The sequence below is a fragment of the Rhizobium mongolense subsp. loessense genome (assembly GCF_900099775.1).
In the GTDB taxonomy this organism is placed as follows: Bacteria; Pseudomonadota; Alphaproteobacteria; order Rhizobiales; family Rhizobiaceae; genus Rhizobium; species Rhizobium loessense.
On sequence record NZ_FMTM01000006.1, the window covers coordinates 137,531 to 153,632 of the forward strand.

Here is a 16,102-nt window from a genome sequence, read left to right on the forward strand (position 1 = left end):
GCCCCATCTCCCCTGTTTTCTGGACTGAACCTGGTACGGCCAGCCGGGTCGATGAGACGCCGGCTGTTTTTGAGCGCTACCGGCTTATTCCGCTGCTTCCGCTTTCGGCATTACAGACACGTAAACGCGACCATTGGCCTTCGTTCGGTAGTCCACATTGCCTGCCGTAAGCGCAAAAATGGTGTGGTCCTTCCCGAGGCCGACATTGGCGCCCGGATGCCACTGCGTACCGCGCTGACGCACGATAATGTTGCCTGCGATGACGGCTTCGCCGCCGAACTTCTTCACGCCAAGGCGCTTGGATTCGGAATCACGACCGTTACGCGATGAACCGCCAGCTTTTTTGTGTGCCATTGGAGTTCTCCTTTAAACCTTTAGTCTTGTGATCTTACTTGGCAGCCACGATGTCCGTGATGCGGACGACCGTATGATGCTGGCGATGGCCGCGCGAACGCTTCGAGTTCTGACGGCGGCGCTTCTTGAAGGCGATGACCTTCTTGCCGCGGTTGTGCTCGACCACTTCGGCCTTGACGGAAGCGCCCTTGACGAAGGGAGCACCAATCGAAGCGTCGGCGCCTTCGCCGATTACGAGGACTTCGGTGAATTCGATGGAGTCGCCAGCGGTTGCTTCAAGCTTCTCGATGGTCAGCACGTCGTTGGCTGCCACACGGTACTGCTTACCGCCGGTCTTGATGACTGCGAACATTTTTTAATCCTTTCATGTTCGATCCAGCTCTCCCCGCAAACCGCAGGTGGCTGTCTTCTTATCAGTCGAAGTTAAGCAGGGATTTCAGGGCATTCGCCCGGAACTCTGTCTGCCGGTGAAAACCCCGCGCGAGCGCGAGGCTGGCAAGGCACGGACTTCTCCATGCCTATTGCGTGAGCGAGATACGCGAGTGTCAAAAAGCTGTCAAGGCAAAAGGATGAAAAGCTTTACAATTTCGTCTTGCCAGCCTGCCTTTTGATCGCTATGAGACAGCCCGCGCGAAACAAGCGCCAACCAGCACCGCGGAGAGGTGGCAGAGTGGTTGAATGCACCGCACTCGAAATGCGGCATGCCTGCAAGGGCATCGGGGGTTCGAATCCCCCCCTCTCCGCCAGATTTTATTTGAAATCAAATGATTGTGAAACCTCGGCATCTGCCGAGAGCCTTTGCCGTTGGGTGGCTGCGATCACAAATCATGGCAGGCCACGCTGACGGCGCGTCCGTTGTAGTGGGCACTATTCAAGCCGTTGTGATCTGATTCAGCCGAAGCTCTCGACTGCCCTCTCAATCCCGGGCCGGGCCTTCGCCAGGTCATCGCGGTTCATGACCGCCTTGATCTCAACACTGGCATCAAACGCAAGGAACCATGGCTCAGCAACGGCCGGAATCTCCGAGGTGTCCGTCATGTCGAAGAAAATCAGGCCCGTTCTTTTCCCGTCGAATTCAGTGAAGTAGGCCGCTTCGGGTTTGAGATCAGCAAGGATGGATTGAATCTTGGTGACGAGGCTGCCGTCTTTGATTGCTGCGTTTCCCTTGTCAACGGGAAGCGAAACTTTGAGCATCATTCGCATTTCTATTCTCCTTTTTCCTGCATATGTTGCGTTCAGCGATGCCTCATGCCCGACGAGCGGGTCGATGAGGCCGTGCTTTACGCTGCTTTAAGCATCTCCGTATATAAGAATACGATGAGATACGTCATCGCTGCTTTTATTCTAGCGTGTTTCGTTACCTGGGATTTTGCCGAGAAAAAGGGATCCTTCTCTTTGGCGGCTCTGGATACCATCACTCATTATGCGAAGCAGCCATCTCGAATTCTACAAAGGCTAGCGCCTCGATAATAAGTAGCGCACGCTCCCTTATTCCATACGCATTGGAATCATTGGAGATTTGGATATTCTAACTTGCGTTCGGGATTTCTGCCGCCTCCACAGCTCAGAGGCCGATAGCAAGCACAAGTGCGCCGGCGCAGTATGAAGCCTCGCTGTAGGCTACGTTGAACCAGAAATCCTCCCGTTCTCAATCAACCGAGATTTGCCTCGGGCGCTGATCTGGGACACAGCGGGAGGCACTTGTCATCCAAGAACGCAGTAGCAGTTCGAAGCACGTAACGCTTTTATTAGATATTAGATATACGCTTACAACGAGAAGTATTAGCAGACGTGAGGAGTCGCTAATCGTGGTTCTGCGTATTCGAAAGTCCTTGCTTCGAAAAGGAATGTATATTGAAGCGGTAGAATGCGCTGACTTGGAGTTCTCCGGACGACGCTTCCTGCTTGAAACGGATTCCGCCCTGCATTCCATACTCGCCTCTTCGGCGGAATACGTTCTGATCAACCGTGCGAAAAGCAATGTCGATTGCGGTTTGCCTGTTTGCCGCCAGCCGGACGAGCACGTCCAGCCCACATCCCTGCGTGAATCAGACCAGCGCACACGGATCCAGCATGCGGTATCTCAAGTAACCGCGACTTTGCGGGACGGTTTTGACGAGATCAAATCAGGCAAGTTCGATATCGATCGATTCGCCCCCGCCGCCATGAACATCACCGCTTCCTTAGTCGCCTCGCCCCATGTCTTGGTCGAGGTCACGCGGCTAAAGACCAAGGATGAGGGAACTTATATCCACTCGCTCGCGGTCAGCGGGCTCATGACGGGGCTCGGTCACCTGTCGGACCTGGGAGAGGAAACGACAAGGGAATTAACCATAGCCGGGCTGTTGCATGATCTTGGCAAGTTGCTGATACCCAACGCTATCCTCAATAAGAGCGGACAGCTGACAGAGGCCGAGCGGCATGTAATGCGCACCCATCCTGAGCGTGGCTACCTCCGCCTTAAGCAGCATCCGGAGGTATCTGACCTGATTCTCGAAATCTGCCGATTTCACCACGAAGCCCTTGACGGAAGCGGCTACCCGCTTGGCCTTCGAGCTGATCGACTGAGTTTACCTGTTCGCATATGCACCGTGTGCGACGTGTTTGACGCCCTTACGAGCGTCCGCCCCTACAAGCGCGCATGGACCAGCACAGAAGCGCTGAAGTGGATGTTCGATAGGGGACATCTCTTCGACAGGAGACTGGTCCTGCGGCTCGGAAGCTTGATTAACTAAGTGCAGTTTGGTTTGATGGTTTGCCGAGGAGAAAACCCGTTCCAGGAGTTCAAAAGTCGATCCGGCTCGCCGAGCAGTGAATGCATGCGAGAATTAATAGGTGAGGATGCCGGGATAATCCTTGGCTCACCCCCGAGGGCGTCCTACGCGCGATCTTCAACATCCGCTGGAGACCACATGGCGACAATCAGAAAACTAAGAGGGCGTCTGGCTGGCGCCGTTGCAGATGATCCTTCGTCACTGTCCTGCGGCCGTCCAGAATCCGGCCTTCTTCGCGTGCTTGCCCCTCAGATCTGCAACATAGTCGGGATGTGACGTAAAAGTGTCGAGGGCGCAAATCTTCGTCGACAATCGCTCACATTGAACGAGATGTCGCGCGGCAAAGCGATAGCGACTGGATTTCGCTCGATCGAGCGTAAAGTCAATCATAGCCCGCAGGACGATGGTCGCTGCCAACGGATACTTCTCCTGCAGATGCTCGGACGCCGGCGTCAAAAGTTCGTAGTGATCGCCATCAAGTTCGGCTGCACGCGCGCGAATGAGAGTCGCAGCCCTGTCGAGCGCCGGCCATGACAGCAGGAAGGCGAGCGCCTGGTGGACATCCGAGAAGTGGCTCACACAATCGAAGGCGTTTTCCTCTGCTTCGAGATCATCGAAATCCGGTAGGCGGTTCAGAAAAGCTCGCAGGTGCCGCTCGTTCAGCGATTGTTCGAAGCACTGCCAGCGAAAGGCCTGCGCTTCGTCCCTCCGCCCCAGAGCTTCAAGCACATCGAGGCGGGCTTTTTCCCACTCGAACGGGGATTGTCGGCCCTTCATCTCAATGCGATTGATGGCATCCCATGCCTCTCCGGCCCGGCCCGCCTTCAGCAGTCGCTGGGCGATTTCTGCCGCAATCATCGGCACGGATCTCGCCTGCTCGCTCTGCTGCGCGATGAAGGCATCAACGTCGCCCTGGGCATCGGCGATCTGCTCCAATGCTGACCTGATGGTTCTGCCGCGATGGCGGAGATTGAATTCGTCTTCGTAACCCGGGCCACTGCTTGCCCAACCGATTACGGCAAGGCCTGCCTCAGTCGGCGTATCGACCGGCGCTTTTGCCCAATCGTCGAACAACGACTTCAGCCGGTCGAGGCCTTCCGCACCCAGCGCCGGCGACAGATTCTCGATTAGGCGATCATACTGTCCGTAGCCATTGTCCTGCAGCGCGCGGAAGGTTTGTTCGCCGAGCAGGCGCGGGTCCGGTCTTGCCGCGCTTGCTATCGTGCCCAGATCAACGCAGGCCTGATGAAAGACATCCATGATCGTGCCGTTGCCATCGTCGCATCGCTCGAAAATCGAACGCGCCAGGCCCATGAAGCGCCACATCACCTCCACCGCCTCGTCCGGATCGCTGCTGGCGATCGTATCAACGATCACGTGCCGCTGCGTCTCCAGATCGCTCTTCAAGGCCTTCACCCGGCGCCAGTTGATCATGGAGCGGGAGCGCTCGATCGATGAAAGCCGCTTTGTTACTTCCCTTGCAACTTCAGCGCTGCTCTGCGTTCCGGCGAGCTCGATCCGCAGCCGGCGTTTGGTCGCGGCGCTGCCCGTGCTGATCTCGATCAGCAACTCGGCCAGCCTCTCGGCGCCTAGCACTTCCAGGTTTTTGGCGTTCAGCGTCGTTTTCGGTGCCATCCATTTTTCCAAGATTTCAGTCGTCGAGAACCATATACGCCGGCAGCATTCAGGGCGACAACCGGTTGAGCTTTACGTCGACAACCGTCCGTAGACGAAACATCGATGTGTGCCAGGGATAATCCTTGGCGCCCCTTCAGGGTATCCTAGGCGTGATCTTCAACATCGATTGGAGATCACATGGCGGCGACAATCAGGAAGCTCAGAGCACGCTGGCAAGCCCATCCTCGGAAAACACGGCGTCTGCTCGATGTCGGCGAACGTCATCTTATTCAGGGCACCAAGTCCGCGAAATATGGTTGTAATGTTTTATCTATGCGCGTAAAGAGTTTAGATGCGTAACAACCGATGAGCCGCTACGATGGATACGATTCCCACCGAAGGCTTCGACGCGGCAGTGACCCTGACAGACCATCTCGACCATCTGCCCGACAAGAAGCGTCGAGAGCTCGCCCGTATTCTGCAAATCCTGTTTTTCGAGGTCGAGCAGTTCCGTGCCACCAAGCTGTCCGGCAAGAAGGCCGCCGGCAAGGTCCTCATGGTCATCCTTTACGGCTCCTATGCCCGCGGCGACTGGGTCGAGGATCGCGCAAGCGGCTACCGTTCCGACTATGACCTTCTCATCGTCGTCAACACCAAGAGCTTTGCGGAAGAGCATGAGCTGTGGGAGGCGCTGGAGGAACGGTTGCTGCAGGAGCAGATCAGCCACCGGATCGAAACCCCGGTGATCCCGATCGTCCACTGCCTGGCAGACGTCAACGACCAGCTTGCCCGCGGCCGTCCGTTCTTCACCGACATCGCCAAGGATGGGATCGTGCTCTACGAGGAGCCCGGCCATCCGCTTGCCCAGCCGAAGGCGCTGACATCAGAGGAGGCGAAGACCGAAGCACAGCGGTATTTCAATCAGTGGATGAAGCTCTCGCGTGAAGCGCTGACGATTGCGGAGTTCAGCATCTTAAACGAAATTTGGCGGGACGGCGCTTTCATGCTCCATCAAGCGACGGAGCGTGCCTATCACAGCCTTCTGTTGACACTTAATCTCTATAGCCCGAAATCGCACCGGATCAGGGTGCTGCGGTCGCAAGCCGAAAGCACGGATGCGCGGCTGGTTTCCGCCTGGCCGCGCGATACCCGCTTTGCCCGCCGTTCATTCGAGCTGTTGTCGCGCGCCTATGTCGAGGCGCGCTATTCGTCGGAATACGCGATCAGCAGTGAAGAGCTGCAATGGCTCGTAACGCATGTGAAAGATCTGCAGGCGCTTGTGGAGACGATCTGCAAGGAGCGTCTGAACGGGTGAAAGTGCCTTTCGTGACCGGGCGGGGTAGCTGCCCGAAAAATTTGGGGCGCCGTTGAGGCTTTGCGATATCGGCATGGTGCGCTGCAGCACGTTTTGCGGATTCCTTCTTTTTCTTGCCGTCGATCTCCGCTAAGTCTTCTCATATCCGATGTGGCAACAAAGGTGATAAATGGCAGGTGAAACTGTTCTCGTGGTCGGCGGAGCCGGCTATATCGGCTCTCATACGTGCCTCGATCTGGCGAACAAGGGTTACAAACCTGTCGTCTTCGACAATTTCTCGAATGGACATCGCGAATTCGTCAGGTGGGGTCCCGCCGAGGAGGGCGACATTCGTGATCGCGCCCGGCTCGAGGAGGTACTGGCCAAGCACAAGCCTTCGGCGATTTTGCATTTTGCAGCGCTGATCGAAGTCGGCGAATCGGTGAAGGATCCTGTTTCCTTCTACGAGAACAATGTTATCGGGACGCTGACCCTGCTTTCGGCCGCGCAGGCCGCAGGCATCAAAGCTTTCGTCTTCTCATCCACCTGCGCAACATACGGGCTGCCGCAGAGCGTGCCGCTTGACGAGGCGCACCGGCAGGTGCCGATCAATCCCTACGGGCGCACAAAATACATCGTCGAGCAAGCGCTCGCCGACTACGACCAGTATAAGGGTCTCCGTTCCGTAATCCTGCGGTATTTCAATGCGGCGGGTGCGGATTTCGAAGGACGGATCGGCGAGTGGCATCAGCCCGAAACCCATGCCATTCCGCTTGCAATCGATGCGGCACTCGGGCGCCGCCAGGGTTTCAAGGTCTTCGGCAGCGACTACGAGACACGCGATGGCACCTGCGTGCGTGACTATATCCACGTGCTCGATCTGGCGGATGCGCATGTGCGCGCTGTCGAATATCTATTGAAGGGCGGCGATTCCGTTGCGCTAAACCTCGGGACGGGGACGGGCACGACGGTCAAGGAGTTGCTCGGGGCGATCGAAGACGTGTCGAAGCGGCCGTTCCCGGTTGAATATATCGGGCGCCGGGAAGGCGATTCGCACACGCTGGTTGCCAATAACGACAAGGCCCGCGATGTGCTTGGCTGGGCACCGCAATATGATCTTTCGCAGATCATCCAGTCGGCGTGGAACTGGCATTCCAGATCCAATCACTGAGGCGTCTTTATGAAGCGGCCGAACGTCCTTCTCATCACCGCGGATCAATGGCGCGGTGATTGCCTTTCGGCCACCGGCCACGCCTGTGTCAGGACACCGAATGTGGATGCGCTGGCGAGGGAGGGCGTTCTTTTTCGCAATCACTTCGCCGGCGCGGCACCCTGTTCGCCGGCGCGGGCGACGCTTTATACCGGCCTTTACCAGATGAACCACCGGGTTTGCCGGAACGGCTCGCCTCTGGACCGCCGCTTCGACAATCTGGCGCTGGCGGCAAGGCGCGCCGGCTATGACCCGACGTTGTTCGGCTATACGGATACTGCGCCCGATCCGCGCGAACTTGATGAAAACGACCCGCACCTTGAGACCTACGAAGGTCTCCTGCCTGGGTTTACCGCACGCCAGCTCCTGCCCGAGCATGAGAAGCAGTGGCTTTCGTGGTTGCGCTCACGCGGGCATCGCGATGCGGTCAGCCGAGACATCCATATTCCGCCTGGTGCCGCCCGCGGCGAAATTTCGGCGGAACCCACCGCGTACTCCAGGCAAGAAACGCAGACTGCGTTTCTTGCCTGCGAATTCATTCGCTGGCTCGGCGAACAGGATGCGCCATGGTTTGCCCACGTTTCCTTCCTGCGACCGCATCCGCCATTTTCGGTGCCTGAGCCCTTCGGCAGGATGTTCAAACCGGACGACGGACCGGAATTTTCACGGGCGAAAAGCCGTGAGATCGAAGAGGCGCTGCATCCCTATCTTGGCTATTCGATGCCGAGAAACGACAAGGGCAGCTTCATATATGGCGCCGAGGGTCCGGTCAGCGACTGGAAAGCCCAGGATTTCGCGGCGATCCGGGCGATCTATTATGGGATGATTGCCGAGGTGGATGCGCAGCTCGGCCGGATCTGGCAGGCCCTGAAGGATGCCGGCGTGTGGAACGATACGATCGTCATCTTCACCTCCGACCATGCCGAGATGATGGGTGATCACTGGACGCTTGGCAAAGGCGGTTTTTTTGACGGCAGCTATCACATTCCTCTGGTCATCCGCGACCCGAAAGCGGCGGTGAGAGGTCACGTGGTCGAGCGCTTCACGAGTGCGGCGGATATCTTTCCAACGCTTTGCGACAGCCTGGGTGTCGAGACAGCCAACCATGTCGACGGCCGCTCATTGCGCTCGTTCATCGATCATAAAGATGCGATCGACTGGCGGGAGGCGGCATTCTTTGAATTTGATTTCCGCGACATCGCCAATGGCGAAGCGGAGCGCCACTTCGGCCTGAAATCGAACCAGTGCAATGTCGCAGTGATCCGGGACGAACGGTTCAAATATGTGCATTTTGCCGCCCTGCCGCCGCTGCTCTTCGATCTCAGGGCCGATCCGATGGAGCTCAACAATCTCGCTCTTGATCCGGCCTACGCAGCGACACGCCTGGAGTGCGCCGAAAGGCTGTTATCGCTCCGGGCGCGGCATCTCGATCAGACGCTCGCCTATACCGAGCTGACGAACGAAGGGCCGGTCACGCGCCGGCCCTGATGACTCACGAGAAGCGGCCAAGATAATCAATCTTGCCGACCGGCACGCCCTGATTGCGCAGGATCGCGTGTGCCGTCGCGACGTGAAAATAGAAGTTCGGCAGTGCGAAGGTCGCGACATATTCGTCGCCGCGGAAGGTCATCTTGTTGCCGCCCGGCGCAATCGTCACTTCATTCGTTTCTGTGCCTTCGAGCGTTTGCGGCGCAATCGTCGCGAGATAGCCTTCGGTCTTGGCGATGCGCTCGCGCAGTTCGGCGATCGTCGTTTCGCTGTCCTCGAATTTCGGCGCTTCGGTGGCGGTCAGGCGGGCGACCGCCAGCTTGGCGCTGTCGCTCGCACGTTGATATTGGCCCGATAGCGGGAGCATATCGGGCGCAAGCCTGGCAGCGACCAGTTCATCCGGATCAATCCCCTTCTCCTTTGCATAAGCCTCGGCCTTTTCGAGGTAGTTTTTTAGCGTCGTAAGCCCGCGCTGAAACATCGGAACGGTCAGGCGGTACATGGAAATGGACATGGCTTCTCCTTGGGGATTTTCGTGAGCGCGGCGGTTTTGATCGTCACGTCCGCACATTTAGGCGCGCGCTCTGACAATTTCATCGGCCTGCTCGCCCATGGCTTCATATTTCCAGTGCGGCTTTCTGTCTTCATCTCCTTAAAAACAGTTGACGCCGCGTGCGGAAAATGGAATGAATATTCCGCGAGACAAATTTTACGGTTTGTTTGTTCCGTTTTGACAGAAGCTGCGGAATGGGAGTGGCAGCGCGACGCAATACGGCTTTTGGGCAGTGCCCGAAGTTCCGGCGTGAGGAGGGTGCAGCCGGACACCGCTTTGTGGAGGAAATAAAATGAGAAAGTTTATCCTGGGCACTGCGATGGCGCTCGTCATGTCGACGGCGGCTCACGCGGAAACCATTGGCGTTTCCATGGCGCTTTTCGATGACAACTTCCTGACCGTTCTGCGCAACGGCATGCAGGATTACGCCAAGACGCTGGATGGCGTAACGCTGCAGGTGGAAGACGCACAGAACGACGTCGCCAAGCAGCAGAGCCAGATCCAGAATTTCATCGCATCCAAGGTTGACGCCATCATCGTTAATCCGGTCGATACCGATGCCACCACCGCCATGTCGAAAATTGCTGCCGATGCCGGAATTCCGCTCGTCTACGTGAACCGCGAGCCGGTGAATGTCGATGCGCTACCGGACAAGCAGGCCTTCGTCGCTTCCAACGAACAGGAGTCCGGCACGCTGGAAACGAAGGAAGTCTGCCGCCTTCTCGGTGGCAAGGGCAAGGCTGTCGTCATGATGGGCGAGCTTTCCAACCAGGCTGCCCGCATGCGTACCAAGGACGTCCACGACGTCGTCGCGACCGACGAATGCAAAGGCATCGAGATCGTCGAAGAGCAGACGGCCAACTGGTCCCGCACCCAGGGTTCGGATCTGATGACCAACTGGCTCTCCAGCGGCATTGAATTCGATGCCGTCATCTCGAACAACGACGAAATGGCAATCGGTGCGATCCAGGCGCTCAAGGCTGCCGGCAAGGATCTGAGCAAGATCGTCATCGGCGGCGTCGATGCCACACAGGATGCGCTCGCCGCCATGCAGGCCGGCGACCTCGACGTGACGGTGTTCCAGGACGCTGCCGGTCAGGGTAAGGGCTCGCTTGACGCGGCTCTGAAGCTCGCCAAGGGCGAAAAGATCGAGAAGAAGGTCTATATTCCCTTCCAGCTCGTCACGCCGGAAAACGTCAAGGACTTCGTTGCCAAGAACTGAGGCGAAGAAATTGCGGATGCGGCCCTAGCCGGCTCGCATCCGCTTCGTCCGTCGTCGGATATCCGGAGAGGAGATGAGATGGCTGTCAGCCCTTCCACTATGGCCGCTGTTCGTGCAAGCGGAGCAATTCCGAACGCGGAATATCTCCTGAGCGCTGAAGGCATCCGCAAGGAATTTCCCGGTGTGGTCGCACTCGATGATGTGCAGTTCCGGCTGAAGCGCGGCTCCGTGCACGCGCTGATGGGGGAGAACGGCGCCGGCAAGTCGACATTGATGAAGATACTGGCCGGCATCTATACGCCGGACAAGGGTGATGTGCACCTGAAGGGCGTTGAGATCCAACTCAAATCGCCGCTCGATGCGCTGGAAAACGGCATCGCCATGATCCATCAGGAACTGAACCTGATGCCTTTCATGACGGTTGCTGAAAACATCTGGATCCGCCGCGAGCCCAAGAACCGGTTCGGCTTCGTCGACCACGGCGAAATGTACCGCATGACCGAAGAGCTTTTCCAAAGGCTCAACATAACCATCGATCCTGACATCGAGGTTCGGCACCTCTCGGTCGCAAGCCGTCAGATGGTCGAGATCGCCAAGGCGGTTTCCTATAATTCCGACGTGCTCATCATGGACGAACCGACCTCGGCGCTTACCGAGCGCGAAGTGGCCCATCTCTTTGAGATCATCCGTGGTCTGAAGGTCCAGGGTATCGGGATCGTCTACATCACCCACAAGATGAACGAGCTGTTCGAGATTGCTGATGAGTTTTCAGTGTTTCGTGACGGCAAATATATCGGCACGCACGCATCGACCGATGTGACGCGCAACGACATCATCCGGATGATGGTCGGCCGCGAGATCACGCAGATGTTCCCGAAGGAAGAAGTTCCGATCGGCGACGTGGTACTGTCGGTCAAGAATCTCAGTCTCAACAACGTCTTCCATGAGGTTTCCTTCGACGTGCGCGCGGGGGAAATCCTCGGTGTTGCAGGCCTCGTGGGCTCCGGACGTTCGAACGTTGCCGAGACGCTGTTCGGCGTAACGCCGGCAAGCTCCGGCACGATCGAGCTTTTCGGCAAGAAGGTCGATATCAGCTCGCCGACGGTGGCGATCAGGAACCACATGGCGTTCCTGACGGAGGACCGGAAGGAAACGGGCTGCCTGCTGATTCTCAACGTGCTCGAGAACATGCAGATTGCCGTGCTGCAGGACAAATTCGTCAAGGGCGGCTTCGTGCAGGAAGGCGCGATAGAAGCGACATGCGAGGACATGGCGCGCAGGCTGCGCGTCAAAACGCCGAACCTCGATGAACGCGTCGAGAACCTGTCGGGAGGCAACCAGCAAAAGGTGCTGATTGGGCGATGGCTGTTGACCAACCCACGTATCCTCATTCTCGATGAGCCGACGCGCGGTATCGATGTCGGCGCCAAAGCGGAAATCCACAAACTCGTGACGGAGATGGCCCGAAACGGCGTCGCGGTCATCATGATCTCGTCGGAGATGCCGGAAGTGCTCGGCATGAGTGACCGCATCATGGTCATGCATGAAGGACGCGTGACTGGTTTTCTCAATCGCGACGAAGCAACGCAAGTCAAGGTGATGGAGCTTGCCGCGCAGTGATTGCGGCCCAATCAATCGCCGGAGGGAGGTTAACATGAATACTGAGGCAGCCGAAAGCCAGGCCACGCTCGCAACCCGGCCGAGGCGGCACCGTGTGCCGCCGGAACTCACCATCTTCCTGGTGCTGATCGGTATTGCGCTTGTTTACGAAATGCTCGGCTGGATTTTCGTAGGCCAGAGTTTCTTGATGAACCCGCAACGCCTGACGATCATGATCCTGCAGGTGTCGGTGATCGGCATTATTTCAGTGGGTGTTACACAGGTGATCATAACCGGCGGCATCGACCTCTCCTCCGGCTCCGTCGTCGGCATGACGGCTATGATCGCGGCGAGTTTCGCGCAAGCATCGACATGGCCGCGCGCGCTTTATCCAGGCCTGACCGACATGCCGTTTTTCGTGCCTATCGGCGTCGGCCTGCTGATCGGACTCCTGGCCGGCTACATCAATGGACAGTTGATCGCCAAGACGAAGATTCCGCCCTTCATCGCTACGCTCGGGATGATGGTCTCGGCGCGCGGTCTTTCCAAATGGTACACGAAGGGCCAGCCGGTATCAGGGCTTACGGATCAGTTCAATTTCATCGGCACGGGCATCTGGCCGGTCGTCGTTTTCCTTGTCGTCGCGCTGATCTTTCACATCGCCCTTCGCTATACGCGCTACGGCAAGTTCACCTATGCAATCGGCGCGAATGTGCAGGCGGCGCGTGTTTCCGGTATCAATGTCGAAGCACACCTGATCAAGGTCTATGCGATCGCCGGCCTTCTGGCAGGTCTTGCCGGCGTCGTCACGGCGGCTCGCGCTCAAACGGCACAGGCCGGCATGGGCGTGATGTACGAACTCGATGCGATCGCCGCTGCCGTTATCGGGGGCACGTCGCTGACGGGCGGCGTCGGCCGCATTACCGGTACGGTGATCGGCACGGTCATTCTCGGCGTGATGACGTCGGGCTTCACCTTCCTGCGGGTGGATGCCTATTACCAGGAGATCGTCAAAGGCGTGATCATCGTCGCGGCCGTCATCGTTGACGTCTACCGACAGAAGAAGCGGACAAAGCACTGATCAAGAATGGGGCCTTCGGGCCCCGTTTCCATTCAAGCCAAGGCGCATTTACCGATCCGCTATAAATTTCTGAGAAGGGGGCTGGCCAATTCTGCCAGCTTTTCTATTCTGCACGCTTGTCATTTGCTCGGCAGGGCAGAGCAGGAAAACAGATGCAGCTTGTATTTGATGGCCATAATGACGTTCTCCTCAGGCTTTGGACACATGAAAGGGACGGCAACGACCCGGTTGCCGAATTTCTAAACGGGGCGACATCAGGCCACATCGATGGACCACGCGCCCGGCAGGGCGGTCTCGCTGGTGGACTTTGCGCCATCTACGTGCCCTCGGGCGATCTCGTCTTCGCCGATCCCGATCAAAACGGACATTACGAAACGCCGCTGGCCGCACCTCTCGACCGGCTGCCGTCACTTGGCGTCGCGACCGAGATGGCGGCGATTGCGTTACGTCTCGACAAGGCAGGCGCCTGGCGCCTCTGCCGGACGGTGAAGGACATCCGCAACGCCATGGCAAGCGGTGTTTTTGCCGCGGTCATGCATATGGAAGGCTGCGAGGCGATTGGGCCCGACCTTTCCGCGCTCGAGGTCTTCCATGCGGCGGGCCTGCGCTCTCTGGGACCTGTCTGGAGCAGGCATAACGTCTTCGGACACGGCGTGCCCTTCGCCTTCCCGATGTCGCCAGATACTGCGCCGGGGCTGACCGGTGCCGGCTTTGAGCTGGTGCGCGAATGCAATCGCCTGGGCATCATGATCGATCTGTCCCACATAACGGAAAAGGGCTTCTGGGACGTCGCGAAGACAACAGATCAACCACTGGTCGCTACGCATTCGAACGTGCATGCGCTGACGCCGGTGGCGCGCAATCTGACGGATAAGCAGCTTGATGCGATCAGGGAGAGCAAGGGGCTAATCGGTCTCAATTACGCCACTGCGATGCTGAGGCCGGATGGCCGCTCCGAGGGCGACACGCCGATCAGGGACATGATCCGCCATATCAACTATCTCGTCGACCGCGTCGGGATCGATTGCGTTGCGCTCGGATCCGATTTCGACGGCGCGACAATTCCGGACGAAATAGGCGACGCGGCTGGCAACCAGAAGCTGATTGCCGCTCTCCGGGACGTTGGATATGGTGAGGAGGATCGACGGAAACTCGCCAGCGAAAACTGGCTTCGCATCCTGGCTTCGGCGTGGGGGGAGAAGAACGCCTGAGCCAAAATATTGCTTTGTAATCAAACAATAACAGGGGATCAGATCAATGATGATTACTAAACTCAGCCGCAACTTTCGTGCCCTTTCTGCGGGTGCCGCGCTTTCGCTGCTCATGCTGACGGCGCCTGCCGCTTTTGCCGAGACGCCGAAGGATACGCTCGTCGAAGGTTTCGCCATCGATGACATCATTACGATGGATCCAGGCGAGGCCTTCGAGCTTTCAACGGCGGAAATGACAACCAACTCCTATAGCCTGCTGGTCCGCCTCGACCTCAACGACACGACGAAGGTCAAGGGTGATCTTGCCGAGAGCTGGAGCGTCTCCGATGACGGCCTGACCTATACGTTCAAGCTGAAGCCCGGTCTGAAGTTCGCCTCCGGCAACCCGGTCACCGCTGAAGATGTCGCCTGGTCCTTCGAGCGCGCCGTCAAACTCGACAAGAGCCCGGCATTCATCCTGACGCAGTTCGGCCTGACCGGAGACAACGTGACTGAAAAGGCCAAGGCTGCGGACGAAAACACGTTCGTCTTTAAGGTCGACAAGGCCTATGCGCCGAGCTTCGTCCTGAACTGCCTGACGGCGACGGTTGCCTCCGTGGTCGACAAGAAGCTGGTGATGGACCACATCAAGCCGATGACGCCGAGTGCCGAATACAAGTATGACAACGACTTCGGTAATGAATGGTTGAAGACGGGCTATGCCGGCTCCGGCGCCTACAAGCTTCGTGAATGGCGCGCCAACGAAGTCGTCGTCCTGGAGCGGAACGACAATTACTACGGCGACAAGCCGAAGCTGAACCGCGTCATCTACCGCAACATGAAGGAAAGTGCCGCGCAACGTCTGGCGCTGGAGGCAGGCGATATCGATATCGCGCGCAATCTCGAGCCGGGCGATCTCGACGCTGTTTCGAAGAACGCCGACCTTGCGGCGACGAGCGCACCGAAAAGCACGATCTATTATGTCAGCCTCAACCTCAAGAATGAGAACCTGAAGAAGCCGGAGGTGCAGCAGGCCTTCAAGTATCTCGTCGATTACGATGCGATCAGCTCGACGCTGATCAAGGGCATCGGCGAAATCCACCAGACATTCCTGCCGAAGGGTCAGCTCGGCGCGCTTGACGAAAATCCGTTCAAACTCGACGTCGCCAAGGCGAAGGAACTGCTGGCAAAGGCCGGTCTTGCAGATGGTTTCTCGGTGACGATGGACGTGCGAAACACTCAGCCTGTCACCGGCATTGCCGAATCCATGCAGCAGACGCTGGCACAAGCCGGTGTGAAACTCGAGATCATTCCGGGCGACGGTAAGCAGACGCTGACGAAATATCGCGCACGCACGCACGACATGTATATCGGCCAATGGGGTTCCGACTATTTCGACCCGAACTCGAATGCCGATACCTTCACGGCGAACCCGGACAATTCGGATGCGGGCACGAACAAGACGCTCGCATGGCGCAATACCTTCGAAACGCCGGAACTCGACAAGCAGGCCAAGGCAGCACTGCTTGAGCGCGACGGTGCCAAGCGCGCCGCGATGTACCAGGATATCCAGAAGAAGTACCTGGAGAACAGCCCCTTCATCTTCATCTTCCAGCAGATCGAAGTCGCCGGCTATCGCAAGAACCTGAGGGACTTCAAACTCGGACCAAGCTTCGATACGAACTTCGTTGGCCCAATCGCCAAGGAATAATCCGGCAGG

Annotated in this window: 15 protein-coding genes and 1 tRNA gene; 11 read left to right on the forward strand and 5 right to left on the reverse strand. The window is 57.9% G+C overall.

All coding sequences use genetic code 11. The annotated features are described in order from the left end of the window. Window positions 1–84 precede the first annotated feature (84 nt). Both rpmA and rplU read right to left on the reverse strand, forming a co-directional pair. Window positions 85–354 (reverse strand): 50S ribosomal protein L27, encoded by a 270-nt coding sequence (gene rpmA, locus BLP23_RS20025; protein WP_022717527.1) that lies wholly within the window; start codon window positions 352–354, stop codon window positions 85–87. 34 nt (window positions 355–388) lie between these two features. Continuing rightward, complete coding sequence (gene rplU, locus BLP23_RS20030; protein ID WP_092586598.1) at window positions 389–706, reverse strand: 50S ribosomal protein L21; 318 nt, start codon at window positions 704–706, stop codon at window positions 389–391. 304 nt (window positions 707–1,010) lie between these two features. Here rplU and BLP23_RS20035 point away from each other — a divergent pair. Further along, window positions 1,011–1,100, forward strand: a tRNA-Ser gene (locus BLP23_RS20035). Between the two features lie 145 nt (window positions 1,101–1,245). On the opposite strand, the gene BLP23_RS20040 is transcribed toward BLP23_RS20035, so the two are convergent. Next, window positions 1,246–1,551 carry a hypothetical protein gene (locus BLP23_RS20040; RefSeq protein WP_233426772.1) on the reverse strand — a complete coding sequence of 102 codons (306 nt, stop codon included), beginning with the start codon at window positions 1,549–1,551 and terminating at the stop codon, window positions 1,246–1,248. 611 nt (window positions 1,552–2,162) lie between these two features. Between BLP23_RS20040 and BLP23_RS20050 the strand changes: the two genes are divergently transcribed. Beyond that, window positions 2,163–3,089: a cyclic di-GMP phosphodiesterase gene (locus BLP23_RS20050; RefSeq protein ID WP_139187091.1), complete on the forward strand. Its 927-nt coding sequence runs from the start codon at window positions 2,163–2,165 to the stop codon at window positions 3,087–3,089. A gap of 237 nt (window positions 3,090–3,326) precedes the next feature. Here the strand turns inward: BLP23_RS20050 and BLP23_RS20055 are convergent, their stop codons facing one another. Next, window positions 3,327–4,763 carry a DUF6880 family protein gene (locus BLP23_RS20055; protein ID WP_092586602.1) on the reverse strand — a complete coding sequence of 479 codons (1,437 nt, stop codon included), beginning with the start codon at window positions 4,761–4,763 and terminating at the stop codon, window positions 3,327–3,329. A 361-nt stretch (window positions 4,764–5,124) separates the two neighbouring features. Here BLP23_RS20055 and BLP23_RS20060 point away from each other — a divergent pair, with 361 nt between their 5' ends. The 3 genes from BLP23_RS20060 to BLP23_RS20070 all read left to right on the forward strand — a co-directional run bounded on the left by BLP23_RS20060 (window position 5,125) and on the right by BLP23_RS20070 (window position 8,737). Then, window positions 5,125–6,060: a HEPN domain-containing protein gene (locus tag BLP23_RS20060; protein WP_092586603.1), complete on the forward strand. Its 936-nt coding sequence runs from the start codon at window positions 5,125–5,127 to the stop codon at window positions 6,058–6,060. Between the two features lie 169 nt (window positions 6,061–6,229). After that, window positions 6,230–7,210, forward strand: coding sequence for a UDP-glucose 4-epimerase GalE (galE, locus tag BLP23_RS20065; protein ID WP_092586604.1), 981 nt, complete (start codon window positions 6,230–6,232; stop codon window positions 7,208–7,210). Window positions 7,211–7,219: 9 nt separating this feature from the next. Beyond that, entirely contained in the window at window positions 7,220–8,737 is a 1,518-nt protein-coding gene (locus BLP23_RS20070) for an alkaline phosphatase family protein (protein ID WP_092586605.1), read from the forward strand. Between the two features lie 4 nt (window positions 8,738–8,741). On the opposite strand, the gene BLP23_RS20075 is transcribed toward BLP23_RS20070, so the two are convergent. Then, entirely contained in the window at window positions 8,742–9,251 is a 510-nt protein-coding gene (locus BLP23_RS20075) for a DUF1993 domain-containing protein (protein ID WP_092586606.1), read from the reverse strand. A gap of 21 nt (window positions 9,252–9,272) precedes the next feature. Between BLP23_RS20075 and BLP23_RS20080 the strand changes: the two genes are divergently transcribed. From BLP23_RS20080 to BLP23_RS20105, 6 genes are all read left to right on the forward strand, one after another. Continuing rightward, a complete protein-coding gene (locus tag BLP23_RS20080; RefSeq protein ID WP_139187092.1) occupies window positions 9,273–9,581 on the forward strand; it encodes a hypothetical protein in 309 nt (102 codons plus the stop codon). A 1-nt stretch (window position 9,582) separates the two neighbouring features. Next, the gene (locus tag BLP23_RS20085) at window positions 9,583–10,512 is read left to right on the forward strand and encodes a sugar ABC transporter substrate-binding protein (RefSeq protein ID WP_092586608.1); all 930 of its coding nucleotides are present in this window, start codon (window positions 9,583–9,585) and stop codon (window positions 10,510–10,512) included. A 78-nt stretch (window positions 10,513–10,590) separates the two neighbouring features. Next, window positions 10,591–12,132, forward strand: coding sequence for a sugar ABC transporter ATP-binding protein (locus BLP23_RS20090; RefSeq protein WP_092586609.1), 1,542 nt, complete (start codon window positions 10,591–10,593; stop codon window positions 12,130–12,132). Window positions 12,133–12,166: 34 nt separating this feature from the next. After that, a complete protein-coding gene (locus tag BLP23_RS20095) occupies window positions 12,167–13,192 on the forward strand; it encodes an ABC transporter permease (protein ID WP_092586610.1) in 1,026 nt (341 codons plus the stop codon). 152 nt (window positions 13,193–13,344) lie between these two features. Further along, window positions 13,345–14,403 carry a dipeptidase gene (locus BLP23_RS20100; protein WP_092586611.1) on the forward strand — a complete coding sequence of 353 codons (1,059 nt, stop codon included), beginning with the start codon at window positions 13,345–13,347 and terminating at the stop codon, window positions 14,401–14,403. A 46-nt stretch (window positions 14,404–14,449) separates the two neighbouring features. Then, a complete protein-coding gene (locus tag BLP23_RS20105) occupies window positions 14,450–16,093 on the forward strand; it encodes an ABC transporter substrate-binding protein (protein WP_092586612.1) in 1,644 nt (547 codons plus the stop codon). Window positions 16,094–16,102: the final 9 nt, after the last annotated feature.

Coding starts and splice junctions, on each gene's coding strand:
- rpmA (WP_022717527.1), bottom strand. CDS start 354: ATGGCACACAAAAAAGCTGGCGGTTCATCGCGTAACGGTCGTGATTCC.
- rplU (WP_092586598.1), bottom strand. CDS start 706: ATGTTCGCAGTCATCAAGACCGGCGGTAAGCAGTACCGTGTGGCAGCC.
- BLP23_RS20040 (WP_233426772.1), bottom strand. CDS start 1,551: ATGATGCTCAAAGTTTCGCTTCCCGTTGACAAGGGAAACGCAGCAATC.
- BLP23_RS20055 (WP_092586602.1), bottom strand. CDS start 4,763: ATGGCACCGAAAACGACGCTGAACGCCAAAAACCTGGAAGTGCTAGGC.
- BLP23_RS20060 (WP_092586603.1), top strand. CDS start 5,125: ATGGATACGATTCCCACCGAAGGCTTCGACGCGGCAGTGACCCTGACA.
- galE (WP_092586604.1), top strand. CDS start 6,230: ATGGCAGGTGAAACTGTTCTCGTGGTCGGCGGAGCCGGCTATATCGGC.
- BLP23_RS20070 (WP_092586605.1), top strand. CDS start 7,220: ATGAAGCGGCCGAACGTCCTTCTCATCACCGCGGATCAATGGCGCGGT.
- BLP23_RS20075 (WP_092586606.1), bottom strand. CDS start 9,251: ATGTCCATTTCCATGTACCGCCTGACCGTTCCGATGTTTCAGCGCGGG.
- BLP23_RS20085 (WP_092586608.1), top strand. CDS start 9,583: ATGAGAAAGTTTATCCTGGGCACTGCGATGGCGCTCGTCATGTCGACG.
- BLP23_RS20090 (WP_092586609.1), top strand. CDS start 10,591: ATGGCTGTCAGCCCTTCCACTATGGCCGCTGTTCGTGCAAGCGGAGCA.
- BLP23_RS20095 (WP_092586610.1), top strand. CDS start 12,167: ATGAATACTGAGGCAGCCGAAAGCCAGGCCACGCTCGCAACCCGGCCG.
- BLP23_RS20100 (WP_092586611.1), top strand. CDS start 13,345: ATGCAGCTTGTATTTGATGGCCATAATGACGTTCTCCTCAGGCTTTGG.
- BLP23_RS20105 (WP_092586612.1), top strand. CDS start 14,450: ATGATGATTACTAAACTCAGCCGCAACTTTCGTGCCCTTTCTGCGGGT.